26 protein-coding genes and 1 pseudogene are annotated in these 25102 nt (G+C 67.1%); 19 read left to right on the forward strand and 8 right to left on the reverse strand.

Annotation, left to right across the window (positions count from 1 at the left end):
• Window positions 1–128: 128 nt before the first annotated feature.
• The 5 genes from AC1DWT_RS08510 to AC1DWT_RS08530 all read left to right on the forward strand — a co-directional run bounded on the left by AC1DWT_RS08510 (window position 129) and on the right by AC1DWT_RS08530 (window position 4970).
• A complete protein-coding gene (locus tag AC1DWT_RS08510) occupies window positions 129–1265 on the forward strand; it encodes a M24 family metallopeptidase (protein ID WP_206014185.1) in 1137 nt (378 codons plus the stop codon).
• A 71-nt stretch (window positions 1266–1336) separates the two neighbouring features.
• On the forward strand, window positions 1337–2791 hold the full coding sequence (gene gadC / locus AC1DWT_RS08515; protein ID WP_095865502.1) for a glutamate/gamma-aminobutyrate antiporter GadC: 1455 nt from the start codon (window positions 1337–1339) through the stop codon (window positions 2789–2791).
• Window positions 2788–3234, forward strand: a complete 447-nt coding sequence (locus AC1DWT_RS08520; RefSeq protein WP_072943786.1) for a hypothetical protein — start codon at window positions 2788–2790, stop codon at window positions 3232–3234. Before gadC ends, AC1DWT_RS08520 begins: the two co-directional genes overlap by 4 nt.
• Window positions 3235–3237: 3 nt before the next feature.
• Window positions 3238–4584, forward strand: coding sequence for a dipeptidase (locus tag AC1DWT_RS08525; RefSeq protein WP_206014184.1), 1347 nt, complete (start codon window positions 3238–3240; stop codon window positions 4582–4584).
• The gene (locus tag AC1DWT_RS08530) at window positions 4581–4970 is read left to right on the forward strand and encodes a DUF7144 family membrane protein (RefSeq protein WP_072943790.1); all 390 of its coding nucleotides are present in this window, start codon (window positions 4581–4583) and stop codon (window positions 4968–4970) included. Before AC1DWT_RS08525 ends, AC1DWT_RS08530 begins: the two co-directional genes overlap by 4 nt.
• Here AC1DWT_RS08530 and AC1DWT_RS08535 read toward each other — a convergent pair.
• Complete coding sequence (locus tag AC1DWT_RS08535; protein WP_072943791.1) at window positions 4960–5970, reverse strand: AraC family transcriptional regulator; 1011 nt, start codon at window positions 5968–5970, stop codon at window positions 4960–4962. The two genes, AC1DWT_RS08530 and AC1DWT_RS08535, sit on opposite strands and share 11 nt — an antisense overlap.
• Window positions 5971–6190: 220 nt before the next feature.
• Between AC1DWT_RS08535 and AC1DWT_RS08540 the strand changes: the two genes are divergently transcribed.
• The 10 genes from AC1DWT_RS08540 to AC1DWT_RS08585 all read left to right on the forward strand — a co-directional run bounded on the left by AC1DWT_RS08540 (window position 6191) and on the right by AC1DWT_RS08585 (window position 17619).
• Window positions 6191–7165 (forward strand): quinone oxidoreductase family protein, encoded by a 975-nt coding sequence (locus AC1DWT_RS08540; protein WP_095865500.1) that lies wholly within the window; start codon window positions 6191–6193, stop codon window positions 7163–7165.
• A 35-nt stretch (window positions 7166–7200) separates the two neighbouring features.
• Window positions 7201–8115, forward strand: coding sequence for a TauD/TfdA dioxygenase family protein (locus AC1DWT_RS08545; protein ID WP_206014183.1), 915 nt, complete (start codon window positions 7201–7203; stop codon window positions 8113–8115).
• A 51-nt stretch (window positions 8116–8166) separates the two neighbouring features.
• Window positions 8167–9219 (forward strand): beta-keto acid cleavage family enzyme, encoded by a 1053-nt coding sequence (locus AC1DWT_RS08550; protein WP_072943797.1) that lies wholly within the window; start codon window positions 8167–8169, stop codon window positions 9217–9219.
• A 124-nt stretch (window positions 9220–9343) separates the two neighbouring features.
• Window positions 9344–10651, forward strand: coding sequence for an MFS transporter (locus tag AC1DWT_RS08555; RefSeq protein WP_206014182.1), 1308 nt, complete (start codon window positions 9344–9346; stop codon window positions 10649–10651).
• Window positions 10652–10667: 16 nt separating this feature from the next.
• Window positions 10668–11261, forward strand: a complete 594-nt coding sequence (locus AC1DWT_RS08560) for an RBBP9/YdeN family alpha/beta hydrolase (RefSeq protein WP_072943801.1) — start codon at window positions 10668–10670, stop codon at window positions 11259–11261.
• 36 nt (window positions 11262–11297) lie between these two features.
• Window positions 11298–12869: a long-chain-fatty-acid--CoA ligase gene (locus tag AC1DWT_RS08565; RefSeq protein WP_206014181.1), complete on the forward strand. Its 1572-nt coding sequence runs from the start codon at window positions 11298–11300 to the stop codon at window positions 12867–12869.
• A gap of 52 nt (window positions 12870–12921) precedes the next feature.
• A complete protein-coding gene (locus AC1DWT_RS08570; protein WP_206014180.1) occupies window positions 12922–14622 on the forward strand; it encodes a PHA/PHB synthase family protein in 1701 nt (566 codons plus the stop codon).
• Between the two features lie 27 nt (window positions 14623–14649).
• Window positions 14650–15102 (forward strand): MaoC family dehydratase, encoded by a 453-nt coding sequence (locus AC1DWT_RS08575; RefSeq protein WP_206014179.1) that lies wholly within the window; start codon window positions 14650–14652, stop codon window positions 15100–15102.
• Entirely contained in the window at window positions 15099–15953 is an 855-nt protein-coding gene (phaZ, locus tag AC1DWT_RS08580) for a poly(3-hydroxyalkanoate) depolymerase (protein WP_206014178.1), read from the forward strand. The genes AC1DWT_RS08575 and phaZ overlap by 4 nt, the downstream gene beginning before the upstream one ends.
• A gap of 85 nt (window positions 15954–16038) precedes the next feature.
• Complete coding sequence (locus AC1DWT_RS08585; protein WP_072943810.1) at window positions 16039–17619, forward strand: MFS transporter; 1581 nt, start codon at window positions 16039–16041, stop codon at window positions 17617–17619.
• Between the two features lie 7 nt (window positions 17620–17626).
• On the opposite strand, the gene AC1DWT_RS08590 is transcribed toward AC1DWT_RS08585, so the two are convergent.
• Both AC1DWT_RS08590 and AC1DWT_RS08595 read right to left on the reverse strand, forming a co-directional pair.
• On the reverse strand, window positions 17627–19318 hold the full coding sequence (locus AC1DWT_RS08590) for an alpha/beta hydrolase (RefSeq protein WP_206014177.1): 1692 nt from the start codon (window positions 19316–19318) through the stop codon (window positions 17627–17629).
• A 62-nt stretch (window positions 19319–19380) separates the two neighbouring features.
• Window positions 19381–19788, reverse strand: a complete 408-nt coding sequence (locus AC1DWT_RS08595) for a DUF7144 family membrane protein (protein ID WP_477920266.1) — start codon at window positions 19786–19788, stop codon at window positions 19381–19383.
• Window positions 19789–19953: 165 nt separating this feature from the next.
• On the opposite strand from AC1DWT_RS08595, the gene AC1DWT_RS08600 reads away from it, so the two are divergent.
• Together AC1DWT_RS08600 and AC1DWT_RS08605 are read left to right on the forward strand one after the other, a co-directional pair.
• Window positions 19954–20352 carry a DUF7144 family membrane protein gene (locus AC1DWT_RS08600; protein WP_206014176.1) on the forward strand — a complete coding sequence of 133 codons (399 nt, stop codon included), beginning with the start codon at window positions 19954–19956 and terminating at the stop codon, window positions 20350–20352.
• A gap of 6 nt (window positions 20353–20358) precedes the next feature.
• Entirely contained in the window at window positions 20359–21756 is a 1398-nt protein-coding gene (locus tag AC1DWT_RS08605) for a hypothetical protein (protein ID WP_206014175.1), read from the forward strand.
• Window positions 21757–21788: 32 nt separating this feature from the next.
• Here AC1DWT_RS08605 and AC1DWT_RS08610 read toward each other — a convergent pair.
• The 5 genes and pseudogenes from AC1DWT_RS08610 to AC1DWT_RS08630 form a co-directional block, all read right to left on the reverse strand.
• Window positions 21789–22057: pseudogene (locus AC1DWT_RS08610) on the reverse strand (IS630 family transposase); the annotation flags it as partial.
• Window positions 22058–22122: 65 nt separating this feature from the next.
• A complete protein-coding gene (locus AC1DWT_RS08615) occupies window positions 22123–22500 on the reverse strand; it encodes an SHOCT domain-containing protein (RefSeq protein WP_072943820.1) in 378 nt (125 codons plus the stop codon).
• 30 nt (window positions 22501–22530) lie between these two features.
• Complete coding sequence (locus AC1DWT_RS08620) at window positions 22531–22815, reverse strand: SHOCT domain-containing protein (RefSeq protein ID WP_206014174.1); 285 nt, start codon at window positions 22813–22815, stop codon at window positions 22531–22533.
• A 33-nt stretch (window positions 22816–22848) separates the two neighbouring features.
• Window positions 22849–23298, reverse strand: a complete 450-nt coding sequence (locus tag AC1DWT_RS08625) for a DUF6325 family protein (protein WP_072943823.1) — start codon at window positions 23296–23298, stop codon at window positions 22849–22851.
• A 91-nt stretch (window positions 23299–23389) separates the two neighbouring features.
• Window positions 23390–23608, reverse strand: coding sequence for a three-helix bundle dimerization domain-containing protein (locus tag AC1DWT_RS08630; protein ID WP_477920268.1), 219 nt, complete (start codon window positions 23606–23608; stop codon window positions 23390–23392).
• Between the two features lie 228 nt (window positions 23609–23836).
• Between AC1DWT_RS08630 and AC1DWT_RS08635 the strand changes: the two genes are divergently transcribed.
• Complete coding sequence (locus AC1DWT_RS08635; protein WP_072943825.1) at window positions 23837–24235, forward strand: DUF7144 family membrane protein; 399 nt, start codon at window positions 23837–23839, stop codon at window positions 24233–24235.
• Between the two features lie 24 nt (window positions 24236–24259).
• Window positions 24260–25099, forward strand: coding sequence for a polyphosphate kinase 2 (ppk2, locus tag AC1DWT_RS08640; RefSeq protein WP_072943826.1), 840 nt, complete (start codon window positions 24260–24262; stop codon window positions 25097–25099).
• The last annotated feature ends 3 nt before the right edge of the window (window positions 25100–25102 follow it).

Below are 25102 nucleotides of genomic sequence, written 5' to 3' on the forward strand. Positions count from 1 at the left end.
CGAGCGGAGTGCCCTGAGCAACCGTCGTCATGCGGTCATGGACGCGGCGAGTTCGCAATGCGAATTCGGTTTCTTTGTCTCGAATTTCGGGTGGCAGTCGAAGATCTCCACACTCACCGGAGGGCTCGATGACATCGATCGCGCATCCGACGCCCACGCCGTTCACCGGCGAAGACTACGCCGCCCGAATGGCACGAGTCGTTCACGACGCCGTCGCCGCGGGCTTGGACGGTCTGCTCGTCACGCCGGGACCGGACCTGGTGTGGCTGACGGCGTATCGGCCGACCGCGATCACCGAACGACTCACGATTCTGGTGCTGTGCCCGGATCGGCAGCCGACCATGGTGGTGCCCGCGCTCGAACGACCCGACGCCGAAGGTGCGGACGGGACGGCTGCGGTGTCGCTCGTCGAGTGGTCCGACGGCACCGATCCGTACCAGGTGGCCGGCGCACTGCTCGACCCCACGGGTAGATACGGCGTCTCCGACTCCGCCTGGGCGATGCACCTGCTGGGCCTGCAGCGACAGCTACCGCGCTCGTCGTATGTGGCACTGACCGACGGGATGCCGATGTTGCGTGCCGTCAAGGACCCCGCCGAGCTGGCTCGGCTGTCCGCGGCCGGCGCCGCAGCCGATGCAGTGTACGAGCAGATCGTGCAGACACGTTTCGCCGGTCGGCGAGAGAACGAGGTCGCGGCAGAACTTGCCGGATTGTTGCGCCGATTCGGGCACGAGCAGGTCGATTTCACCGTCGTCGGCTCCGGACCCAACGGCGCGAATCCTCATCACGAGGCCGGTGACCGGAAGATCGAACGCGGTGACACCGTCGTCCTGGACTTCGGCGGCCTGATGTTCGGCTACGGCTCGGACACCTCCCGCACGGTCGCGGTGGGCGAGCCGGCACCCGAAGTGCAGCAGGTGCACGACATCGTCCGGCGGGCGCAGCAAGCGGGCGTCGAGGCCGTCCGACCCGGGATCAGCTGCCAGCAGATCGATCGGGTGGCKCGGTCGGTGATCAGCGACGCCGGCTTCGGCGAGCAGTTCATTCACCGCACCGGACACGGGATCGGGGTCACCACCCACGAGCCGCCGTACATCGTCGAGGGCGAGGAACAGCTCCTCGTCCCCGGCATGTGTTTTTCGATCGAACCGGGCATCTACCTCGCGGGCAGGTTCGGGATCCGCATCGAAGACATCGTCACCGTCACCGAAGACGGCGGACGCCGCCTGAACAACACCAGCCACGACCTGCGGGTTGTCGACTAGGAGGGCAGTGGGATGACACGCAGCAGCGAGGCCGGGAACGCCGACCGCCGGTTCCGGGACAGGTGGATGTCATGAGTGCACCGGACATACCCTCCGACCAGCCGCCCGCTCAGGCCGAGGCCCGCACCCGCGGTCCGGCGGGGTCGTGGATTTCCTGGCTCGCCCTGGCGTTGATGACCACCAGTTCGGTGGCGAGCCTGCGTCCGTCGCCGACGATGGCCGTGTACGGCCTGGCGTGCGTGTTCCTGTACCTCATCCCCGCTCTGGTGTTCCTGCTACCGACATCGCTGGTGTCGGCCGAGCTGGCATCGGGATGGGAAGGCGGCGTCTACAATTGGGTCTCCCGCGGGATCTCCAAGCCGATGGGATTCCTGGCGGTGTGGTGCCAGTTCGCCATGACGATCTTCTACTATCCGAGTCTGCTCGGGTACGTCGCAAGCACGCTCGCCTACGTCATCAATCCGGCCCTCGCGAGCAACGGAGTGTGGACCGCGATAGTCATCATGGTGACCTACTGGTCCGGGGTCTACATCTCCTCGCGCGGAACGAAGGGTGTGGCAGGTCTTTCCAGCGCCGGCCTGATCATCGGCACCCTGGTGCCCGGTGCACTGCTGGTGATTCTGGGAACGGTCTTCCTGGGCCAGGGCAATGCCTCCGCCGCACCGATGACCGCCGACCACCTGCTGCCTGCGTGGGCCGGCCTGGCAAGCCTCGTGTTGATCGTCAACAACTTCCTCTCCTACTCCGGCATGGAGATGAATGCGGTGCACGTGTCGTCCCTGCGGAACCCGGGCAAGGAATTCCCTCGCGCGATGTTCCTGTCCATGGGCCTGGTCCTGGCGATCTTCATCCTGCCCGCGTTGGCGATCAGCTGGGTGGTACCGGCCGAACAGCTGTCCCTGACCGCCGGGGTGATGCAGGCATTCGACGCGGTCTTCGCGGAGTTCGGCTGGCAATGGCTCACACCGGTGATCGGAATCATGCTGGTGGCGGCGTCGCTCGGTGGCATGTTGACCTGGCTCGCCGGCCCGTCCAAGGGCTTGGTGCTCATCTCCCGGCAGGAAGGCTACCTGCCGCCGTTCCTGCAGCGGGTCAACAAGCACGGCGTGCAGCAGAACATTCTGGTCACGCAGGGCCTGGTCACCACAGTGATCGCCCTGCTCTACGCGTTCATCCCCGACGTGTCGAGCGCGTACTGGATCTTCTCGGTGATCACCACGCAGGTGTACCTGATCATGTACCTGCTGATGTTCGTCGCCGCGGTTCAGCTGCGCCGCAAGGCCCCCGACCACCCGCGTGGATACCGGGCACCGATGCTGGTCGGATTGTGCGGGGTCGGGTTCGCCGCCTCACTCGCCGCTCTCCTCATCGGCTTCATCCCGCCGTCGCAGTTCAGTTCCGGCAATGCCGGCGTGTACGTCCTGATCGTCGCCGCGGGAGCACTCGGCCTCGGCCTGCTCGTGCCCTATCTGTTCTACAGGGCCCGGAAGCCCTCGTGGAAGCAACCCGAGGAGAGCGAGTCATGACCACCGCGAAGGAAGCCTCGAGCCGACGCGACCGCATGATCATCTACGGTCTCGTCACCTTCATCATCGTGATCCTCACGATCATCGCCCTGCTCCTCTTCCCCTATGTCTCGTCGAACCGGGAAGCCGACGACAAGGCGGATCAGCTCATCGCGGCCCTCGACCAGGCCGGTGCCCGGACACCGTCGCACGACCAGATCGTCGGGGTGCTAGGGGACGACGGCGGGGCGATCTGCGCCAACCCGAACGCTCCCCTGGCCCGGGCCACGCTGCTGTCCCAGATGGCCAACGGAGCAGGCGGGCCTGGAACCCGGCCCGTCGTCGTGGACGAACGGGTGGTGAAGGGGGAACTGTTGGTCATCCAGATCTACTGCCCCGACAAACTTCCCGAATTCCAGCAGTTCGTCGGCGACCTCGAGACCAGCGACGTGGCGGGTGAGTGAGCGATGAACCTGAGAGAACGCATCAGCGACCTGATGCCGCAGGCGCGAGAAGAACTGACCGAACTCGTCGCCATGCAATCGGTGGCCGACCCCCGCCGGTACCCTCCCGAAGAATGCCACCGTGCGGCCGAATGGGTGCGAGCGAAATTCGCGCAGCACGGCTTCACCGACGCCCGTCTGGAAGAAACGTCCGACGGCAGCCACGCCGTGGTCGGGTCACGCCCTTCCCCGAACCCGCACGCCCCCACCGTGCTGCTCTACGCCCACTACGACGTCCAACCCCCGCTCGACGACACCGCCTGGGAAACACCACCATTCCAGCTCACCGAGCGGAACGGACGCTGGTACGGACGCGGCACCGCCGACTGCAAAGGCAACATCCTCGTCCACCTGACGGCGCTGCGAGCCCTCGGAGCCGAACTCCCCGTGCACCTGAAACTCGTCGTCGAGGGGTCGGAGGAGCAGGGCACCGGCGGTCTTGAAGGCTTCGTCCGCGAAAATGCCGATCTCCTGCGCGCCGACGCGATTCTCGTGTGCGACACCGGTAACGCCGATGTGGGCCTGCCGGCCGCCACCGTCAGCCTGCGGGGACTGGTCAACGTCGTCGTCACCGTCGAAGCACTCACCTCAGATCTGCACTCCGGCATGTTCGGTGGCGCCGCCCCGGACGCCCTCGCCGCGTTGATCGCGATGCTGGCAACGCTGCGAGACGCCAAGGGCAACACCACCGTCAACGGTGTGGACAACACCCAGACCTGGACCGGAGAACTCTACCCGCCGGAACAGTTCCGCACCGACGCCGGAATGCTCGACACCGAATCGTTTCTCGGCGACGGCACCGTCTCCGACATGCTCTGGGCGCGTCCGGCGCTGACCGTCCTCGGCATCGACTGCCCGCCGGTGGTCGGATCGGCGGCCGCGATCGCACCGCGGGCACGCGCCCGCCTGAACCTGCGGATACCGCCCGGGCTCGAACCCGCGCAGGCACAGCGAGCGCTGATCAACCATCTGCACTCCGCGGCGCCGTGGGGGGTGGCCGTCGACGTCGAGGTCGAGGCCTCGGGGGCGCCGTACCGGACCCGCACCGACGGACCTGCCTACCGGGCCCTCGGTTCGGCCATGGAGGAGGCCTACGGCCGGCCCATGGTCATGCTGGGACAGGGCGGCTCCATTCCGCTGTGCAACGTCCTCGCCGACACGTACCCGGACGCCGAGATCATCTTGATGGGCGTCGAGGAACCCCGGGCACTGATCCATGCCCCCAACGAAAGTGTCGACCCCTCGGAGATCGCGGCGATGTCGCTGGTCGAAGCCCGGTTCCTGCAGAACTACGCGAGTATCCGCTCATGACGTCCGCGGCGGGTCCGGCCCGCACCTCACCGCAACTGGGCGCGGCGGTCCTCCTCGTCACCGTCGGGGTGCTCGAGATCCTGCAGGGCCTCTCCGCCGTGTCCAAGGACGAGGTGCTCGTCGTCGAGGCCGGATACACGTACGAATTCGACGTCACCTCGTGGGGGTGGACCCACATCGTGCTCGGGGCGCTGGTCGCCGCGGCGGGTGTCGCTCTGCTCGCCGGGGTGACGTGGGCCCGCGGCGCCGCCTTCGTGATCTGCGGTCTGTCGATCGTCGTCAACTTCCTGTGGCTGCCGTACTACCCGATGTGGGCGATCACCCTCATCGCGCTCGACGCGGTCGTGATCTGGGCTGTGGCGGCCTGGCATCCCACTAGGGTCTGACGTCCGCGTGCTCGGCTCGCCATCTGCTCGGGCTGACCCCGAACCGGCCGCGGAACCACCGTGAGAAGTTGCTCGGCGCCGAGAACGCCAGCATGTCCGCGATCTCGGTGAGGTTCAGCCGCGGATTCGCGACCATCCGTTCGGCGAGTTCGGTGCGGGTGCCGTCGAGGACGGTGGAGAACGACTCTCCACTCTCGGCGAGACGGCGGTGCACGGTTCTCCGGTCGACCCCCAGGCTGCGGGCCACCTGCTCGACGGAACAGCGGCCGGTGGGAAGCAGCAGTTCGATCAACTCGCGGACCCGGCTCACGATCGTCACGTCGTCCGACGGCTCCCACGATTCGAGCAGTTGCTGGGTATAGGGGCGGAGCAGCGGATCGGACATCTTGTTCGGCGCGTTCAGGTCGCCGGCCTCGAGGACGATGCCCGCGAACTCGTGGTCGAACTTCATCGCAGGCCCGAACAACCGGCGGTGCGTCGCGGCGTCGGCCGGGGCCGGGTGCGGGAAGCAGACGGCGAGCGGTTTCCAGCCGCCGCCGAGGAAGCCCCGCAGGAGCCGGTGCAGCACCCCCACCGCCAGTTCCACCGACTGCCGGATGTCGGTGGCCTCCCCCACATCGAGTTCGATTCGCAGAGTCACCAGCCCGCCGCGCTCCGACATCCGGGTCCGCAACGCTTCGTTGTACGTGTGGTCGTAGCGGGTGAGGACACGCAGGGCGCTGCGGACGTCGGGTTCCTCGCGGACGACGAGGCTGAGCGGTCCGAGGTTGGAGAACTGCCTGCGTTCGGCGAGGCGAACCCCGAAATCCGCGTATCCGGATCTGTCCGCCGACTGCTCGAGCAGTCGCGCGATCGCTGCGGCGGGTATCCAGCGGTCCTGCAGACCGAGCCCGGACGGGTCGAGGCCGGCGGCGCGCAGCAGCGGTGCCGGCTCGAGTCCGAGCGACCGGCACAGTTCCACGTACCCGTTCAATGATGCGTAACGCGCGAGAGGTTTCATATCCCGTCCCTGCCCTCTCCCGACACCTGGCCGTGTCCCGAAATGATAGGCGTCCTGTCCCGTCAGGATAAGCATACGACCGGACGCGGCCCTACTGTTAGGTGCATCACAGAGAGACGGCGCGGAGAGCTACCCCACGGCACCGGATCACCCCGGCCCGCCCCGCGAGCAGTTCCGCAGCGGTACCGCGCCGATCATCACGTCGAAGAGGAGAAATACTGTGGCACAGGCTGTTCGGTTCTACGAGCACGGCGCACCCGAGGTCATGCAGTGGGAGTCCGTCGAGGTCGGAGAACCCGGCCCGCACGGGGTCCGGATCCGCCACGAGGCGGTCGGCCTGAACTTCGCCGACACCTACTTCCGCACCGGCCTCTACCCGGCCGAACTGCCCGCGGGCATGGGCGTCGAGGGCGCCGGTGTGGTCGAGGCGGTCGGAACCGGAGTGACCCACGTGCAGGTCGGCGACCGCGTCACCTACACGGGCAGTCCGCTCGGCGCGTACAGCACCGAACGCGTGATGCCTGCCGCCCCGCTCATTCCGCTGCCGTCCGCGATCGGCTTCGACACGGCCGCCGCGATGACGATGCGCGGGCTCACGTCGGCCTACCTGCTGCGCCGCATCGCCCCGCTGAAGGCCGGCGACACCGTGCTGCTCCACGCGGCCGCCGGTGGCGTCGGACTCATCTTCACCCAGTGGGCGAAGCTGCTGGGCGTCAACGTGATCGGCACGGTCTCCACCGACGAGAAGGCCGCGATCGCCCGCGCCCACGGCTGCGAGCACGTGATCGTCTACACCCGCGAGAACGTCGCCGAGCGGGTCCGCGAGATCACCGACGGCGCCGGCGTTCCCGTCGTCTACGACAGCATCGGCCAGTCCACCTTCGAGACTTCGCTCGACTGCCTGTCCCGGCGGGGACTGCTCGTGTGCTTCGGCACGGCGTCGGGACCGATTCCGCCGATCAACGCGATGCAGTTGGCCGTCAAGGGTTCGCTGTTCGTCACCCGGCCCGCGCTCGCCGACTACATCGCGGACCCGGCGGAGCGCGCCGAACTCGCCGGTGAACTGTTCGGCCACGTCGAGGCGGGCCGGATCCGCATCGAGATCAACCAGAGCTACGGACTCGAGGACGCCGTCCAGGCGCACCGCGACCTCGAATCCGGCACCAGCATCGGCTCCTCGGTGTTCCGGCTCTGAGCCTGGCCACCCTTCACCACGACGGAGACACCATCATGAACGACACCGCGCAACTGACGTATTCGCCCGAGCGGCACGCGATCCTCTCCCCCTCCGGTTCGTTCCGGCTGACACCGATGACCTGCTCTCTCGGCGCCGAGTTGTTCGACGTGAACCTCGGCGACGTCTCTCGCGACGACGCCCTGTTCGCCGAACTCCGGGAACTGCTGCTCGAGTACAAGGTTCTGTTCTTCCGCGACCAGGACATGAGCCGGGCGGAGCACGTGGCGCTCGCCGAGCGCTTCGGCCCGCTCGAGGATCATCCCGTCGCGGGCAGCGACCCCGAGTATCCCGGGCTGGTGCGGATCTACAAGGACCTCGACAGCCCGGCCGAGCACTACGAGAACGCCTTCCACTGCGACGCCACCTGGCGTGACAACCCGCCCATGGGGTGTGTGCTCCGGGCCGTCGAGACGCCGCCGGTCGGTGGCGACACCATCTGGGTGAACATGGCCCTGGCCTACGAGAAACTCCCCGACCGGGTGAAGGAGCAGATCGACGGACTGCGCGCCCGGCACAGCATCGAGGCCTCGTTCGGCGCGGCCCAGACGCTGGAGCAGCGGCACGCCCTGCACGATCGCTTCCCCGACGCCGAGCACCCCGTGGTGCGCACGCACCCGGACACCGGCGAAAAGATCCTGTTCGTCAATTCCTTCGCAACCCACTTCGTCAATTACCACACCCCGGACAACATCCGGTACGGCATCGACTACGCGCCCGGCAGCAGCAACCTGCTCAACTACCTGATCAGCCAGGCCTCGATCCCCGAGTACCAGGTGCGGTGGCGGTGGACCCCGAACAGTGTTGCGATCTGGGACAACCGGTCCACACAGCACTACGCCGTCCAGGACTACTGGCCCGCCGTCCGCAAGATGGAACGCGCCGGAATCGTCGGCGACCGGCCCTTCTGAATTTCTCACTTCCCCTAGTCATCAATTCCGATTTCGAAACGGAGAACACCCATGCATTTCCACGACGACGCCCTCTTCCCCGAAAACCAGGAGAAGCTGGTCATCACGTGTGCCCCGTACGGTCCGGAGTGGGAGCCGGACGACTTCCGCGAGGACCTGCCGCTGACGATGGACGAGCACGTGCAGAAGGCGGTGGACTGCTACGAGGCCGGCGCCACCGTGCTGCACATCCACGTCCGTGAACTCGACGGCAAGGGCTCCAAGCGGCTGTCGAAGTTCAACGAACTGCTCGCCGGACTGCGGCAGGCGGTGCCGGAGATGATCCTGCAGGTCGGCGGTTCSATCTCGTTCGCCCCCGAGGGTGAGGGYGCGGACGCGAAGTGGCTCTCCGACGACACCCGGCACATGCTCGCCGACCTCGATCCGGCACCGGATCAGGTGACGATCGCGATCAACACCTCGCAGATGAACATCATGGAGTTGATGACCGCCGACGACATCGCGGGCACCTCGATGCAGCGGCCCGAGCTGGCCGAGGCGTACCGGGAGATGACGGTCCCGGCCGGTCCGGCGTGGGTGGAGGAGCATCTGCGTCGTCTGCAGGCGGCCGGGATCCAGCCGCATTTCCAGCTGTCGAGCATYCCGCAGCTCGAGACGGTGGAGCGGTTGATCCGTCGTGGGGTGTACACCGGTCCGCTGAATTTGACCTGGGTCGGTATCGGTGGCGGCTTCGACGGCCCGAAYCCGTACAACATCATGAATTTCGTGCAGCGGGTGCCGGACGGTGCGTGCCTGACCCTCGAGACGTTGATGCGCAGTGTGCTGCCGGTCAACGCGATGGCGATCGCGATGGGTCTGCATCCGCGGTGCGGCAACGAGGACACGATCTGGGGTCGCAAGGGCGAGAAGATGACGTCGGTCGCGCAGGTCGAGCAGTTGGTCCGGGTGGCCGGGGAGCTGGGCCGGGAGGTGGCCACCGGTAAGGAGGCCCGCGACATCTACCGGATCGGTCAGACCTACGCCGACGCCGACGAGACCCTCGCCAAGCTCGGTTACGCCCCGAACCGCCGTCCCGGCCAGGTCGGCTTCACCCAGCACGCCTGAGTTCCCGCACCTGAGGGGATTTCGTCACGAACGGGGAGGGAGCCGGAGAATTCGCTGCTCCTGCCGAGCACGCCCGGCTCCCTCCCCACACCCTTTACCAATCCTGTCGGCCATAGGAGGCCTCATGGGACCGAACACCACCACCGCCCCGGACACTATCGGCGCGACCGCTGCGCCGGCCCGGCGGTCGCGGGTATACCCCTGGATCGTCTTCGCGCTCACCTTCGGACTGCTGCTGTCGGACTACATGTCCCGGCAGGTTCTCAGCGCCGTCTTCCCGCTCCTCAAAACCGAATGGGCGCTGTCCGATTCACAGCTGGCGTCGCTCAGCAGCATCGTCGCACTCATGGTCGGCCTGCTGACCCTCCCGCTGTCGCTACTGGCCGACCGGTGGGGCCGGGTCAAGAGCCTGCTTCTCATGGCCGTCCTGTGGAGCGCCGCCACGCTGCTGTGTGCGCTCGCCACCAACTACGAGCAGATGCTCGGCGCCAGATTCCTCGTCGGTGTCGGCGAAGCCGCCTACGGCAGTGTCGGCATCGCAGTGGTGCTCAGCGTGTTCGCCCCGCGCGTGCACTCCGCGCTCAGCGGCGCCTTCATGGGCGGCGGATCGTTCGGTTCCGTGATCGGTGTCGCCCTCGGCGGCGTCATCGCCGTCAACCTCGGCTGGCGCTGGTCGTTCGCCGCGATGGCCGTCTTCGGCCTCATCCTCGTCGCCCTGTTCCGTGCCCTCGTATCCGAACGGAAACTGACGGACGCCGCCGTCCTCGACGACCCCGCCGACACACCCACCGGTTTCCGGGCACCGCTCTCGAGCCTCTTCTCCACACCCGCCGTCGTGCTGGCGTACATCGGTGGCGGTCTGCAGATGTTCACCGCGGGCGTCCTGCTGGCGTGGCTGCCGAGCTTCTTCAACCGGTCGTACGGCCTCGCCCCCGACAAGGCCGGCGCAATGGCGTCGATCTTCGTCCTCGCCGTCGGCAGCGGCATGGTGGTGTGCGGCATCATCACCGACCGTGTGAGCCGGGACGATCCCACCAAGAAATGGACCACGGCCGTCGTGTACGGCGTGCTCTCGCTCGTGTTCCTCGGAGCCGGTTTCCAGATGCCGTCCGGTTCCACCCAGCTGATCCTGATCGGCATCGGCGCCTTCTTCTCCGCCGGCTCGTCCGGTCCGATCGCCGCGATGGTCGCGAACCTCACCCACTCCTCGGTGCGTGCCTCGGCCTTCGGCACCCTCACACTCGCCAACAACCTTCTCGGACTGGCACTCGGCCCGTTCGTCGTCGGACTGCTCGCCGACCGCTTCGGCCTCGTCACCGCCCTGCAGATCGCGCCCCTGATCTACGTCGTCGCGATCGTCGCCCTGATTCTCGGCAAACGTGCCTACCCGGCCGGACGCCGCAAGCTCGCCGCCCTTACCGCCATCTCTTAGGAAACTGGAGCCGACCGTGACCACCTCCACCGAACCGACCGTGGTGATCGTGCCCGGACTGCGCGATCACGTCGCCGACCACTGGCAGACGTTGCTCGCCGAGCGACTCGACAACGTGCGGACGGTGCCGCCGCTCGAGCGGGACAAGCTCAGTCTCGCCGCGCGGATCGCCGCCCTCGACACCGTTCTCACCGACATCGACGGTCCGGTGGTGCTCGTCGCGCACAGCGCGGGCGTGGCGATCACGGTGCACTGGGCCCAGCAGGCGTCCCGTCCCGTTCAGGGCGCCCTGCTGGCCACCCCACCGGACTTCGAGGAGCCGCTGCCCGCGGGCTACCCCGCACGCGGGGACCTCGACGCGAACGGCTGGAACCCCGTCCCCCGGCGCCGGCTCCCGTTCCCCAGCATCGTGGCGGCGAGCACCGACGACCCGCTGGCCCGGTTCCGTCGGGTCGCCGGGATGGCCGAATCGTGGGGCAGCAAGCTCGTCGACCTCGGCGCCGTCGGTCACCTCAACCCGGCCGCCGGCTACGGGTACTGGCCGTACGCCGAAGAGCTGCTCCGCGAGCTGATCAACTCGACCGCCGCCACCGCCGCGTCGTTCGCGTAGCGCGACGGCACTGTTCCCCCGACGAGAAAGTTCACCGTGCTCAACCTCTCCGTACTTCTCGAAGACTCGGCCCGCCGATTCCCCGACCGCGTCGCCCTGGTGCTCGGTGACCAGCGGATGACCTACGCCGACCTCGACGCCCAGTCGAACCGGGTCGCGAACCTGCTGGTGTCGGCGGGCATCGAACCCGGCGACACGATCGCGCTGTCGTGCCCCAACATTCCGCAGTTCCCCGTCGTCTACTACGGCATCCTCAAGGCGGGCGCGGTGGTCGTGCCGCTCAACGTTCTGCTCAAGGATCGTGAGATCGCGTATCACCTCGACGATTCCGATGCCAAGGCCTACTTCTGCTACGAGGGCACCCCCGAACTGCCGATGGGCGAGTACGGACTGTCCGGCTTCGCGCAGAGTCCCCGCTGCCGCGCCCTGTTCCGCATCACCACCGACCCGGCCGCCCCCGCCATGATCGACGGCGTCGGGACGCTCGCCGACGCCCTCGCGCGGCACGACAGCAACTTCGACGCCGTGGTCCGCGAACCCGGGGACACCGCCGTCATCCTGTACACGAGCGGCACCACCGGAAAACCCAAGGGCGCCGAACTCACCCACGCCAACATGGCGCTGAACGCGCTGACCGCCAACCGGCTGTTCGACAGCACACCCTCGACCCACGACCGGTATCTGGTGACGCTGCCGCTGTTCCACTCCTTCGGCCAGACCGTCACCCTCAACGCAGGCATCTCGGTGGGCGCGACCCTCGTGCTGCTGCCCCGGTTCGAGGCCCGGGCCGCACTCGACCTCATCGAACGGGAGGACATCACCGTCTTCGCGGGTGTGCCCACCATGTACTGGGGTCTGCTCGGCGCCCTCGACGAACATCCCGTCGACATCGACCGCATCGCCCGGAACATGCGCCGTGCCATCTCCGGCGGCGCCGCGCTGCCGGTGGAGATCCTCACCCGGTTCGCCGACCGGTTCGGGGTGCAGATCCTCGAGGGCTACGGGCTGTCCGAGACGTCGCCACTCGCGACGTTCAGCGATCCCGCTCTCGAACCCCGGCCCGGATCGATCGGCGTTCCCGTCTGGGGCATCCAGGCGCGTCTCGTCGACAAGGAGTGGAACACCGTCACCGGGACCGATCAGATCGGTGAGATCGCGCTGCGCGGTCACAACATCATGAAGGGCTACTACAACCGCCCCGAGGCCACCGCGGAAGTGCTGCGCGACGGCTGGTTCCGCACCGGCGACCTCGCGCGGGTCGACGAGGACGGCTTCTACTACATCGTCGACCGCGCCAAGGACCTCATCGTGCGCGGCGGTTTCAACGTCTATCCCCGCGAGATCGAGGACGTCCTCATCGGGCACGACGCCGTCTCCCTCGCCGCCGTCGTCGGTGTCCCCGACGACAGCCACGGCGAGGAGGTCAAGGCCTACGTCATCCTCGAACCGGGCGCACAGATCACCCCCGGCGAGCTGATCGCCTGGTCCAAGCAGCAGATGGCGAGCTACAAATACCCTCGCACCGTCGAATTCGTCGACTCCCTGCCGATGACCGCCACCGGCAAGATCCTCAAACGCGAACTCGGCCGCACGCCGGCCGCGCTCTGACTCACTCCGCACTCTGACATCTCAGAGCACACTTCCATCGAAAGCTCCGCCCATGAGTACGTCGTCCCCCACTCCGACGACCCCCGACGAGCTGACCGCTCCCCTCGACCTCCTCCTCACCCGCGGAACCCGCGGCGTCGCCGCCCGCATGCTCCCCGACAGCTCCTGGAGCCGGTTCGGCATCAGCCTCGCCGGCAGGCCCCGCACGGTCGCCCTGCGCGGCGGCGCCCTCGTCCGTGAACTCGGTGCGATCGTCGCCGGCACGTCCGACCGGGCTCCCGCCAAGGCGGACAAGCGTTTCGGCGATGCCGCGTGGCAGCAGAATCCCGCCCTGCGGCGGGCCATGCAGGCGTATCTCGCCACCTCCCACACCGCCACTGCCCTGCTCGAGGACGCCGACCTGGACTGGCGCGATCACGAACGGATGCGGTTCGTCTTCGACAACCTGGTCGAAGGTCTGTCGCCGACCAACAATCCGTTCCTCAGCCCGCTCGGGTGGAAGGCCATGGTGGACACCGGCGGACTCAGTGCGGTACGCGGCGTCCGGGCCTTCCTCCGCGACATGCAGTCGAGTCCGCGGGTGCCTGCCATGGTCGAACCCGACGCGTTCGAGGTCGGGGAGCACGTGGCGGCGACGAAGGGTGCCGTGGTCTTCCAGACCCGCACGTTCGAGCTGATCCACTATGCGCCGCAGACGGAGACGGTCCACGCCACACCGCTGCTGATCGTCCCGCCCGTCATCAACAAGTACTACATCCTCGACATCGCACCGGGCCGCAGCCTGATCGAGCACCTCGTGCAGCAGGGACAGCAGGTCTTCGCGATCTCCTGGCGCAACCCCCACGCCCGGCACCGGGACTGGGGTGCCGACACGTACGGTGCCGCGATCCTGGAAGCTCTCGACGCGGTGCAGTGCATCGCCGGAACCACGAGCGCGCACGTCCTCGGCACCTGCTCGGGCGGCATTCTCGCCGCCATGGTCGCCGCACACCTCACCGAGATCGGCGAGGGCGACCGTATCGCCGGCCTCACCCTGGCCGTGACCGTTCTCGATCAGACCCGCGCCGGAACGGCGTCGGCCATGATGAGCGAGCGTGCCGCTGCCGCGGCGATCCGGGACTCGGCCGCGAAGGGATTCCTCGACGGTCGCACGCTCGCGGAGATGTTCGCATGGCTGCGTCCCACCGATCTGGTCTGGCGGTATTGGGTCAACAACTACGTGCAGGGCCGGTCTCCGGCCGCGTTCGACGTGCTGTTCTGGAACTCGGACACCACCCGCATGGCGGCGGCACTGCACCGCGACCTCGTGCTGCTCGGCCTGCGCAACGCGCTGACGATCCCCGGTGCCGCCACCATGCTCGGCACGCCCGTCGACCTCGGCACGGTGACCGCGGATTCGTACGTGGTCGGCGGGTCCGCCGACCACCTCTGCCCGTGGCAGTCGACGTACCGCAGCGCTCGCCTCCTCGGCAGCAAGGACGCCCGGTTCGTGCTGTCGTCGAACGGACACATCGCCTCACTCGTGAACCCGCCGGGCAACCCGCGGGCGTCGTACCGGTTCGGCGAACCGGCCTCCGACACGCCGGACGCGTGGCTCGCCACCGCGGAGACTGCGACGGACTCGTGGTGGACCGATTACGCGCACTGGCTCGCCGAACGCAGCGGACCCGACGTCGACGCACCGCACAGCCTCGGTGCCCGGCAGTACCCGCCGCTGGCGCCCGCCCCCGGCACCTATGTGCACCACTCCTGACCCGCTCGTCACCGACAGAGGAACACCATGACCCTGCATCTCACCCATCCCGCCGAACTCGTCGAGTCGGTCGGCCGGACCATCGGAACCACTGGCCCCTACAAGGTCCTGCAAGACCAGGTGAACCTGTTCGCGGAGGCGACCGGCGACTTCCAGTGGATTCACACCGATCCGGATCGCGCCGCCGACGGACCCTTCGGCGGCACCGTCGCACACGGCTATCTGACGCTGTCGCTGGCGCCGAGCATCCTCGCGGAGGCACTCACCGTCGACGGCGTCGACGCCGCCCTCAACTACGGACTGAACAAGGTCCGGTTCCCGGCGCCGCTTCCGGTCGGATCCGTCCTGCGCGCCACCGTGGCTCTCACCGCAGCCGAAAAGAAGCCGGCCGGCGTCGAAGCAGTGTTCCGGCTGACCTACGAGATCGACGGCGGAACCCGTCCGGTGTGCGTCGCCGACGTCGTGGTGCTCTACACGTGACGGTGACCGAACTGTTCGGCAGCCGCGACCGGTTCGAGGACAGGGTCGTTCCGGTGTGCGGGCTGCGGATCCGGGTGCGGATCCGCACCGGCACCGGGGTGCCCCTGGTGCTGTGCAACGGCATCGGGGCCGGCCTGGAAGTGCTCGAACCGCTGGTCGCCGCACTGGATCCGACCGCGACGATCATCAGCTTCGACGTCCCGGGCACCGGAGGTTCACCTGCCTCCCCGGTTCCGTACGCAATCCCGGCCCTCGCCTGCGGTCTGAGCCGGTTGCTCGACGAGATCGGGGTCGGCACCGTCGACGTCCTCGGGTTGTCGTGGGGCGGAGCGCTGGCCCAGCAGTTCGCCCTGCAGCACCCGCGGCGCTGCCGTCGTCTCGTCCTCGTCGCCACCGGCACCGGCGCCCTCATGATTCCGGGTCATCCGCGCGTGCTCTCGAAGATGCTGACCCCGAAGCGGTTCACCGATCCCGCCTACGCGTCGGCCGTCGCCGGCGACCTGTACGGCGGCGCCGCCCGCCGCGCCGGCGGCGACGGTGACGTGGCGCGGATCTTCGGGAAGCAGCGGCAGGCCGGCTCCCGGGTCGGCTATCTCCACCAACTCCTCGCGGGCGCCCTGTGGACGAGCCTTCCCGTCCTGCCGCTGATCCGGCAGCCCACGCTCGTCGTGGCGGGCACCGACGACCCGATCATTCCCGTCCTGAACGCGCGCATCATGAACGCACTGCTGCCACACGCGACGTTGCACATCCACGCCGGCGGGCACATCGACATCGTCACCGACGCATCCGGACTCGCACCGGTCGTCGCCGGGTTCCTCGCACACCCGGAAACGGGTGAATCCACGTAGGACGCCCCCTGCACGTGGGAGACTCGGGTCTGGGAATCACCGCTCGGCGCGACACCGCAGTGGCCGGTCGGCACAGGAGGCGCCCGTGTCCGAAGACCGAACCAACAGCTCGGGTACCAACCTGGAGGGGTCGCAGCGGCTGCTCGCCCTGCTGCTGGCGATGGCGATGTTCGTGCTCGTCGTCGACACCTCACTGATGAACGTGTCGATCTCAGCCGTGGTCCGCGACCTCGACACGACCGTCAGCGGCGTCCAGGCGGCGATCGCACTCGAGGCACTGGTGTCGGCCGCGTTCATCCTGATCGGCGGCAAGGTCGGCGACCTGATCGGACGCAAACGGGCGTACGTGATCGGTCTGCTCGGGTATGCCGTGGGCGCATCCGCGATGGCGCTCGCGCAGAGCCTGACCGCGATCATCGTGTTCTGGGCGATCCTCGGCGGAATCGGTGCGTCACTGCTGTTGCCCGCCATGCAGTCCCTGATCCACGGCAACTTCGAAGGTGCTGCGCAGAAGAAGGTCTACGCGCTGGTCGGCGCGGCGGCGGCGATCGCCGCCGCAGTCGGACCGCTCCTCGGAGGTTTCATCACCACCTTCCTGTCGTGGCGCGTCGCATTCGTGCTCGAGGTCGTCATCATCGCGATCGTGCTGTCCGGGATCCGACTCGTCCGCGACGTGCCGTACACCGGGCCCCGGGGAATCGACCCGGTGGGTGCGGGCCTCTCCGTCCTCGGGATGGGCGGCATCGTGCTGGGAATCCTCGTGTGGCAGGAAGGCGGCGAAGCGGTGGCCGCCCTGCTGGTCGTGGGTGCGCTGGCGCTGGCCGGACTGGGGTACTGGCTCGTCCGCCGGAAGCGTCGCGGGGAACCGCCGCTGCTGGACCCCGATCTGTTCCGCTCCACAGTGTTCCGACTGGGAATCTCACAGCAGATGCTCCAGCAGATAGCGTTGGGCGGCACGATGATCGCCCTTCCGATCTACCTCCAGATGGTGCTCGAGTACAACGCGATGCAGGCGGGACTGTCACTCGCCCCCCTCTCGCTCAGCATGTTCGGCGTGGCGCTGCTGGCGGGCAAGAAGGCGGGAGATCGCAGTCCGAGCAGCATCATCCGCTGGGGATTCGTCCTCGTCACGATCGGCGTCGCAATACTGATCCCGATCGTGCCGCGGGCCGAGTTCGGCTGGGCATTGCTGCTCCCGCTGGCAATCGCGGGCTCGGGGCTGGGTTTGCTGGTATCCCAACTCAACAACTACACGCTCGCCCCGATCTCGGAGGAGCACGTCAGCGAGGCGGCAGGCGCGAACTCCGCAGCGGGATCGTTCGGGCTGTCGTTCGGACTGGCGTTCGCCGGCGCCATCATGCTGGCGACACTGTCCATCACGTTCACCGCCATGGCGCAATCGAGCACCGTCCTCCCGCCGGCCGACCAGCAGCACGTGGCGCAGGTACTCGAGGACGACGCCGAGGTCATGAGCAACACCCAACTCGAACAACTCCTCGTCGGCCAGCCACCCGAGATACGAGACGAGGTGGTCCGAATCAACACCGACGCACGGCCACTCGCCCTGCAGGTGGCGCTGCTCGTACCCCTCCTCGCCGGTCTCGCCGGACTGCTCAACTCGTTCCGCATGAGACGAGAACAGGACCCCGCGCCGCCGCAACCGTGACGACGGGTCAGCCGTCCGCCCCCATCTCGGCGAGCACGGTCCGCAATCGCTCGTTGTCCGCCGGGGTCCAGCCGTCYGGCGCCAGGATCGCGCTCCACGCATCCGCGATGTCGACGACGTAGGTATGCCCGTGCCCGTCGGGGACGCCCGTCGACACCGCCATGTCCGCCGCAACTTGGAGGAACGTCACGAACGGGAACCATTGCGTGCTGTCCAGGACGTCGTACCCGCGCTCCTCCTTCAGCCAGTCGGGCTCGCTCACCAGCAGCTCCGGCGACCACCAGACGATCGGGTCGGACGCGTGCTGCAGGTACACCATCCGTGGCTTCCCCCACGGGGTGTCGGGGCGGGGCAGATCCTCCGGCGCCCGCGCACCGAAGCGCACGGTCTCGCCCTGCTCGTAGATCGGAAGCCATTCGGGTGAGCCGGGATCCCGGTTGGTCGTCACGTCGGTCCAGATCTCGTTCGCGTTCGGCGGTCCGGTGAACAGAACGCCGTCGGAACGCGCCTCGACGTCGTCGACGCTGCCGAACGCGCTCTCGCCGCCGAAGGAGCCCAGGCTCTCCCCCATCACGACGAGTTTCGGACGGGTCTCCGGTGGCAACTGCTTCCACTTGTCGTACACCGCGTCGAATTGCGCCTCCCCCGCCTGGCGGGCCCGCTCCTTGTCCACCAGGAACGACAGCCAGCTGGGGAGATACGAGTACTGCAACCCGACGATCGCGGTGTCGCCGTTGTACATGTACTCGAGTGAGGAGGCGAGGCTCTCGTTGATCCATCCGGTGCCGGTGGTTGTCGCCACGCCGATCACCGCGCGATCGAACCCGCCGGCCCGTTCGAGTTCGTCCGCTGCCAGTTGGGCGCTCTCCCGGATCGAATCGCCACCGCTGGCGAGCCCGGCGTAGGTCCGGATCGGCTCCAGTGCGGGCCGTCCACCGTTGAAGGCGGACAGTTCCTCGACGGTCGGGCCACGCGAGATGAACGACCGACCCTGCCTTCCCAGCGAATCCCACGTGACCAGCGATTCCGGTCCGCCCGAACGCAGCGTCGTCGTCGGCGGTTCGTCACCGGCCTTGGTCTCCTGGTTCACCGCGGCGAACGAATTGTTCAGACCGGTCATGATCACGCGGACCGCCACCCCGTTGAGGAGTGCGAACAACAGCGCTACCGCCAGCACGCCGATCACGGTCGCCGAGATCCGTCGCGGCACGACACGGCTGATCTTGCGTTCGACCCACCGCACCGCCCGCAGCAGCAACCGGGAGATCGCAACCAGCAGCACGAAAATCAATACCGCCACGATCACCGTCACGACGTAGCCCGTCCACGGGAACGATGCGGCGCTCATGAGTGCCCGAAGCTGATCCTGCCAATTCGCGAACCACACCAGCATCGCCGCGGTGCCGACGAGCCCGATCACCAACGCCCCCCGCCGAACCCAGGTCTTCACGCGCGCCGACGGCTCCCGCCGCACGAGATGACGAACCAGAACGGAACCCAGAAATCCGAGGGCGTAGCCGACCGCCGCCGAAACACCGGTGACCAATCCCTGGAAGAACGGACCCCGCGGCAGCAACGTCGGCGTCAACGACAGCCACACGAACAGCACGGCAACGACCAGTCCCCCGAACGCATACCGGTCCGGCAGCCAGCGACGGTACTGCTGGGGCGGTCGTGACGATCCGGATTCGTCGGTCATCTCATCCTCTCCGTGACGGGGCGGACGCGACGATTCCCTCGTGCCGCGTTGGGAACAACGACCTAAATGCTCTCCTCGTAGCCCGGATGCCACGTCGCCACGGCCCAGATCACGAACACGTCGAGCAGAATGATGACGATCGACCACAACGGGTAGTGGGGCAGCCACAGGAAATTAGCGAGTATCGACAACGCGCAGAKCACCATKGCKCCGACACGGGCCCACGTCGCACCGGTGAACAGCATGACGCCGACGAGCGCGACGATCACGCCGAGCACGAGGTGGATCCACCCCCACGCCGTCGTGTCGAACTGGTAGACGTATTCCGGCCCGGCCACGACCAGGTCGTCCTTCATCAGCGCCGAGATACCCGAGAGCACATGCAGTATTCCGATAGTGAGCAAAACTATCGCTGCCACCATGGACGTGGCGGCGGCGACCCCCTGCTTGGCCAACGATTGATCGGACATGACGATCCCCTTCCCCGGATATGCGGTGGGATGCAGACATTGTCTGCCGCCGCGTCGCGCAAGGTCAACATACGCCCGGTACCGGAATCTCGCTGACAGCAGCAATCCGACGGGGGATACTCGTTATACCAGTTCATTTCGTACGTTGACGAAAGAGGAACGGTCATGTCCGAGGAATCACTGGTCAAACAAGGTGTGGCAAAGGGAACCTCGATGGGCGGGGCGGTTCTCCTCGTCACCGTCGGCGCGCTCGAATTCCTCCAAGGTATCTCCGCAATCGCCAAGGACGACGTCATCGTCGTCGGCGTCGAGTACACCTACAAATTCGACGTCACCGCGTGGGGATGGTTCCATCTCGTACTCGGCGTGATCGTGGCCGCCGTCGGCATCGCGTTGTTCACCGGAGCGACCTGGGCCCGCGTCGGAGCCATGGTGCTCTGCGCCGTCTCGATCTTCGTCAACTTCCTCTGGCTGCCGTACTACCCCCTGTGGGCGATCACGATCATCGCGTTGAATGCGGTAGTGATCTGGGCGGTTGCCACCTGGAACCCAGACGAGGCCTGACCGACCATGAACGAGGCCTCGAGCGCGGACGCGCTCGGCAAGGACGAACGCGCCGAACTACTCCGGTTGCGCGACGAAGTCACCACACTGCGAGCCCAGGCGGCAGGTGAAGCTGCCGGTGTTCCCGCCGAACCGGTTTCCCGCCCACCCCACAACGGGCTGCGCTGGACCGCGGTGACGATCCTGCTCGTGCTGGTCGCCGTCCTCGCGGTCGCGTCGGTCACCGCCCGCTTCACCCGCAGCCAGATCCTCGACACCGACCGCTACGTGAGCACGGTCGCGCCGCTGGGCTCGAATCCCGCACTGCAGGCTGACATCACCAACCAGATCACCGACGAGATCTTCGCGCGCGTCGACGTCGAGGGTCTCACCACCGAAGCCCTCACCGCGCTGACCGACATGACGAATCTCGCCGCGAACGCGCCGCGCCTCGACAAGGCGGTCGTCGGCCTCGCACCGGTGCTCACCAGCCAGGCCAAGAACTTCGTCCACGACACCGTCAGCTCGCTCGTGCGATCCCAGCAGTTCGAAGACCTGTGGATCCAGGCGAACCGGGCCGCACACAACGCACTCGTGGCAGTGATGACCGGAAACTACGGCCTCAGCTCCGTGGAGGTCGACCAGAGTGGCACCGTCAGCATCTCCCTCGGCACCGTCATCGACCGCGTGAAATCGGAACTCGCCGGCCGCGGCTTCGCGTTCGCCGACAAGATCCCGTCGGTGGACAAGCAATTCGTGCTCTTCCAATCTCCCGAACTCGTGAAGGCGCAGCGCGCCGTCCGCGCACTCGACAAGGCGTCGGCCATCCTGCCGTGGCTGGGCATCGCCTGTGCCGCCGCTGCCGTGGCCGTCGCACCCACCGGCAGGAGGCTCCGCGCTCTCGCCCTTGCGGGACTCGCGATCGCTCTCGGAATGCTCGCTCTCGCAATCGGCATTCTCATCGGACGGGCCATCTATCTCGACAGCGTCCCACCTGACATCCTGTCGCCCGATGCGGCGACGGCCGTCATCGACACGGTCCTCGTCCCGCTGCGGACGAGCCTGCGCGCGGTCGCGGTACTGGGCCTGGTGATCGCACTCGGCGCCTACCTCATCGGTGGCTCGTCCTCGGCGACCGCCGTGCGTCGCGGCTACGGGCAGGCACTCGACTTCGTTCGGCGGTCCGGCAGCGGCCGGCCACCGAACGAGGTGGAGCGGTGGGCCTACCAGCTCCGCATTCCGTTGCGCTGCGCGGTGATCGGTATCGCCGCAGTACTGCTGATGTTCTGGCGCTACCCCACCGGACTGGTCGTGCTGTGGATCGTCATCATCGGCCTGCTGGCACTCGTGGCGATCGAGTTGCTCATCCGTCCGGCCCGCACTTCCGCCGCGGCGACGGACGCTATGCCAGCGTCTTCGCCTTGATCGACTGAGTGACGTCGGCACTCGGCGAACGCGGCCAAACCGAACGCGCGCCACACCCTCGAAACCGTCGATTGCGAGATATCGGAATGCTCGGCCATCGAGCGTGTGGACCAGTGTGTGGCGTTCTTCGGTGTCGTTTCGAGGGTCGAGGTAATCAGATCCTTGATCTTGTCGTCGTCGATCGTCCTCGGTTCAACCCCAGCCTCTGCGCCACTTCGGTATTCGATCCACCATCGGCAGCAGCAAGGATGATGCGCGACCGTACCGCCAAACCTGCAGCGGTCTTGCGTCGCCGCGCCCACAGGGACACTAGTGAAGGCGCAGCGCAGCCGCCGCAGCTTCGGGCAGCCGCGGCGACGGACGCTGCTATGCCAGCGTCTTCGCCTTGATCGACTGGAACTCGGCCTCGGTGATCGCGCCGGAGTCGAGGAGCGCCTTGGCATCCGAGATCTGCTGAGCCGGAGACTGCCCGGCGACATCCCGAATGTAGGTGTCCTGCGCCTGCTTCACTTGCTGGGCGGCAGCCATCGACCGCTTCGCCATGCCGTCGCTGTTGACGATCAGGTAGATCAGCGCCGACAGGAACGGAACGAAGAACAGGAAGAAGATCCAGATCGCCTTCACCCACCCCGAAGTGTCGCGGTCCCGGAACAGATCCGTGATGATCGAGAACAGCACGGTCAGGTACGCCACGAAGGCGAAACAGACGAAGATGAACCAGAAAAACTCCCAGAAGCCTTCCATTTTCAGTGCTCCGTCCACTCGGTGTTGCGGTCAGGAGGCCAGGATCTTGGCCTTCTCTGCGTTGAATTCTTCCTCGGTGAGGACCCCCTGAGTGCGGAGTTCACCGAGTTGTTTCAGGGCCGCAATACGATCCGTGCCAACGGCCGGCGGTGCGGGTTGCGCCGGCGGAGGCGGCGGAGGCGGAGCCTGCTGCTGCGGGGCCGGCTGGTTCCCCGCCCACCGCTGCCCTTGTCGTCGGGAGACCCGGTTGGAGACGGCGGTCGCGGTACCCGCCACGACGGCGGTCCGGGCGATCCCGCGCAGAAGTCCTGGCATGATGTGCTCCTCAGCTCTGGATTCGGCAGCCTGTCAGCTGGAGGCGTCGAGCGCGTCGAGCGCCGCCAGAATGCCTTGGACGGGGATGCGCCCGGATGCCACGAGCTGGGCCCCTTCGCGCCGCAGAGCGGAGGCGAACGGTGCGGCCCAACAATTCTCATAGACGAGAATCGCCCCGGAACACCCGGGCTCGAGCACGGCCGCGGCTTCCTCGAGGTCGGTGCGGTCGATCAGGCCCGTTGCCGCTTCGGCGAAGAGCGTCACGTCCACTCCGCCCTCGAACCCGAGGTCCTCGATCGCGATACCGGACAGCGCTCCGTCGGGTTCCTTACGGACGAAGATCAGGTCGAGTACCCGGATGATGTTCCGATCGACGAGATCGATCAGCAGTGGTAGTGCCGAACCGTCGGGTTTCCGGTCTGCGGGGAACTCCACGACGAGATAGTCGATGGGCCCGAGTACATCCAGATCGTTGTCGTTCACCGCAGGACCTCTCTTCTGAAGACAGCAGCGGCAGCCACACGGGCCTGCGCTCAGTATCCATGAGCCGGTGCGGAACCGCTAGAGTACAAAGTCACCCGACCGATTCCGTCGCTGTCGCACGGGCGGCGAGGTCGCGCCGAGCCGCCTTCTCGACGAGAAGGGGGATGAAGTCGCGAACGCGGCTCTCCGCCAGTCGTTTGTGGACGGTGCGCACGATGTGCTCGATGTCGACCGACGAGACCGACGGGTATCGAGTGATCAGGCGCTCGATGACCTTTTCGACTTGAAGCAGTTCGTCCTCCCCCGTCATCGATCAATCGTCATCCCGGCGGGCGGCTACCGTCAAGACACGAAATGAACTCTCGAACAACGCGGTTCGGTTCCGCTCCGCGCATGTGCGGGATCCTGGAATGAATCCAGTATCCGACTCCGTCCGGAAATATCGTTTCACGACTGCGGCGGGGGTGGAACGGCGGACAATGGGGGTACCGGGCCGCCGGCTCGCGGTAGAGAACTCGCGGTAGAGAAAGGGACTGTCATGTCCGAGACATCATCGGTCAAACAGGGCGTCGCGGCAGGCACCTCGATCGGGGCAGCCATCATCCTCGTCACGGTCGGCATCATCCAGTTCTTCCAAGGGGTCGCCGCGGTCGCCGAGAACGAAGTCTTCGTCGTCGGTATCGAATACGTCTACAAGCTGGACCTGACGACGTGGGGCTGGATCCACATCGTGCTGGGCATCGTGATCCTGGGGGTCGGCCTCGCGCTGTTCACCGGAGCGGGCTGGGCGCGGGTGTCGGCGATCGTGGTCGCGGCCGTGTCGATTCTCGCCAACTTCCTGTGGCTGCCGTACTACCCGTGGTGGTCGCTGCTCATCATCGCACTCGACGTCGTCGTCATCTGGGCCGTGTCGACCTGGAAGCCGGAACAGGTCTGATCACCCGGCAAAGCGGGAGAAACCGTGGGAAAGAAGAGCAAGGACAGGGCCGGGGCCGAGCTGTCCCGGCCCGACGGCGCCGAGCCGTCCGCACCGATGAAGAACAAGGAGTACCGGCGACTCCTGAAACCCCTCCATGCCGAACTCGTCGCGCTGCAGGAGTGGGTGAAGTCATCCGGCGCGAAGGTGTGCGTCGTCTTCGAGGGCCGTGACACCGCGGGCAAGGGCGGCGTCATCAAGGCGATCACCGAACGGGTGAGCCCGCGGGTGTTCCGGGTGGTCGCGCTGCCGGCCCCCACCGAGCGCGAGAAGTCGCAGATGTATGTGCAGCGGTACCTGCCGCACCTGCCCGCCGGCGGAGAGGTCGTCATCTTCGACCGAAGTTGGTACAACCGCGCGGGGGTCGAACGGGTGCTCGGCTTCTGCACCGAGGAAGAAACGGAGCACTTCCTCCAACTGATCCCGACGGTCGAACGCTCGATCGTCGACTCGGGAGTCATCCTGCTCAAGTACTGGCTGGAAGTGAGCGAGGAACAGCAGACGATGCGCCTGCAGAGCCGGATGGACGACCCCCGGAAGTACTGGAAGCTGTCGGAGCTCGACCTGAAGTCGTACAGCCGCTGGTACGACTACTCCCGCGCGCGGGACGAGATGTTCCATCTCACCGACACCGGCTGGGCGCCGTGGTACGTCGCGATCAACGACGACAAGAAACGCGGACGGCTCAACGTCATCAGCCACTTGCTGAGCCAGGTCCCGTACGAGCCGCTGGACCGCCCCGACCTCACCCTGCCGAAGCGGCAGAAGGCGGAGGGCTATCAGGAACCGGGGCAACCCCTGCACTGGATCCCCACCCCGTACTGAGGA

Source organism: Rhodococcus sp. P4_B6 (assembly GCF_056402215.1).

Excerpts from the sequence above, each read along its gene's own strand:
- AC1DWT_RS08535 (WP_072943791.1), bottom strand. The coding sequence starts at position 5,970 with ATGAAACCTCTCGCGCGTTACGCATCATTGAACGGGTACGTGGAACTG.
- AC1DWT_RS08575 (WP_206014179.1), top strand. The coding sequence starts at position 14,650 with ATGACCCTGCATCTCACCCATCCCGCCGAACTCGTCGAGTCGGTCGGC.
- AC1DWT_RS08525 (WP_206014184.1), top strand. The coding sequence starts at position 3,238 with ATGAACCTGAGAGAACGCATCAGCGACCTGATGCCGCAGGCGCGAGAA.
- AC1DWT_RS08545 (WP_206014183.1), top strand. The coding sequence starts at position 7,201 with ATGAACGACACCGCGCAACTGACGTATTCGCCCGAGCGGCACGCGATC.
- AC1DWT_RS08530 (WP_072943790.1), top strand. The coding sequence starts at position 4,581 with ATGACGTCCGCGGCGGGTCCGGCCCGCACCTCACCGCAACTGGGCGCG.
- gadC (WP_095865502.1), top strand. The coding sequence starts at position 1,337 with ATGAGTGCACCGGACATACCCTCCGACCAGCCGCCCGCTCAGGCCGAG.
- AC1DWT_RS08605 (WP_206014175.1), top strand. The coding sequence starts at position 20,359 with ATGAACGAGGCCTCGAGCGCGGACGCGCTCGGCAAGGACGAACGCGCC.
- AC1DWT_RS08615 (WP_072943820.1), bottom strand. The coding sequence starts at position 22,500 with ATGGAAGGCTTCTGGGAGTTTTTCTGGTTCATCTTCGTCTGTTTCGCC.
- AC1DWT_RS08620 (WP_206014174.1), bottom strand. The coding sequence starts at position 22,815 with ATGCCAGGACTTCTGCGCGGGATCGCCCGGACCGCCGTCGTGGCGGGT.
- AC1DWT_RS08570 (WP_206014180.1), top strand. The coding sequence starts at position 12,922 with ATGAGTACGTCGTCCCCCACTCCGACGACCCCCGACGAGCTGACCGCT.
- AC1DWT_RS08600 (WP_206014176.1), top strand. The coding sequence starts at position 19,954 with ATGTCCGAGGAATCACTGGTCAAACAAGGTGTGGCAAAGGGAACCTCG.
- AC1DWT_RS08635 (WP_072943825.1), top strand. The coding sequence starts at position 23,837 with ATGTCCGAGACATCATCGGTCAAACAGGGCGTCGCGGCAGGCACCTCG.
- AC1DWT_RS08520 (WP_072943786.1), top strand. The coding sequence starts at position 2,788 with ATGACCACCGCGAAGGAAGCCTCGAGCCGACGCGACCGCATGATCATC.
- AC1DWT_RS08630 (WP_477920268.1), bottom strand. The coding sequence starts at position 23,608 with ATGACGGGGGAGGACGAACTGCTTCAAGTCGAAAAGGTCATCGAGCGC.
- AC1DWT_RS08555 (WP_206014182.1), top strand. The coding sequence starts at position 9,344 with ATGGGACCGAACACCACCACCGCCCCGGACACTATCGGCGCGACCGCT.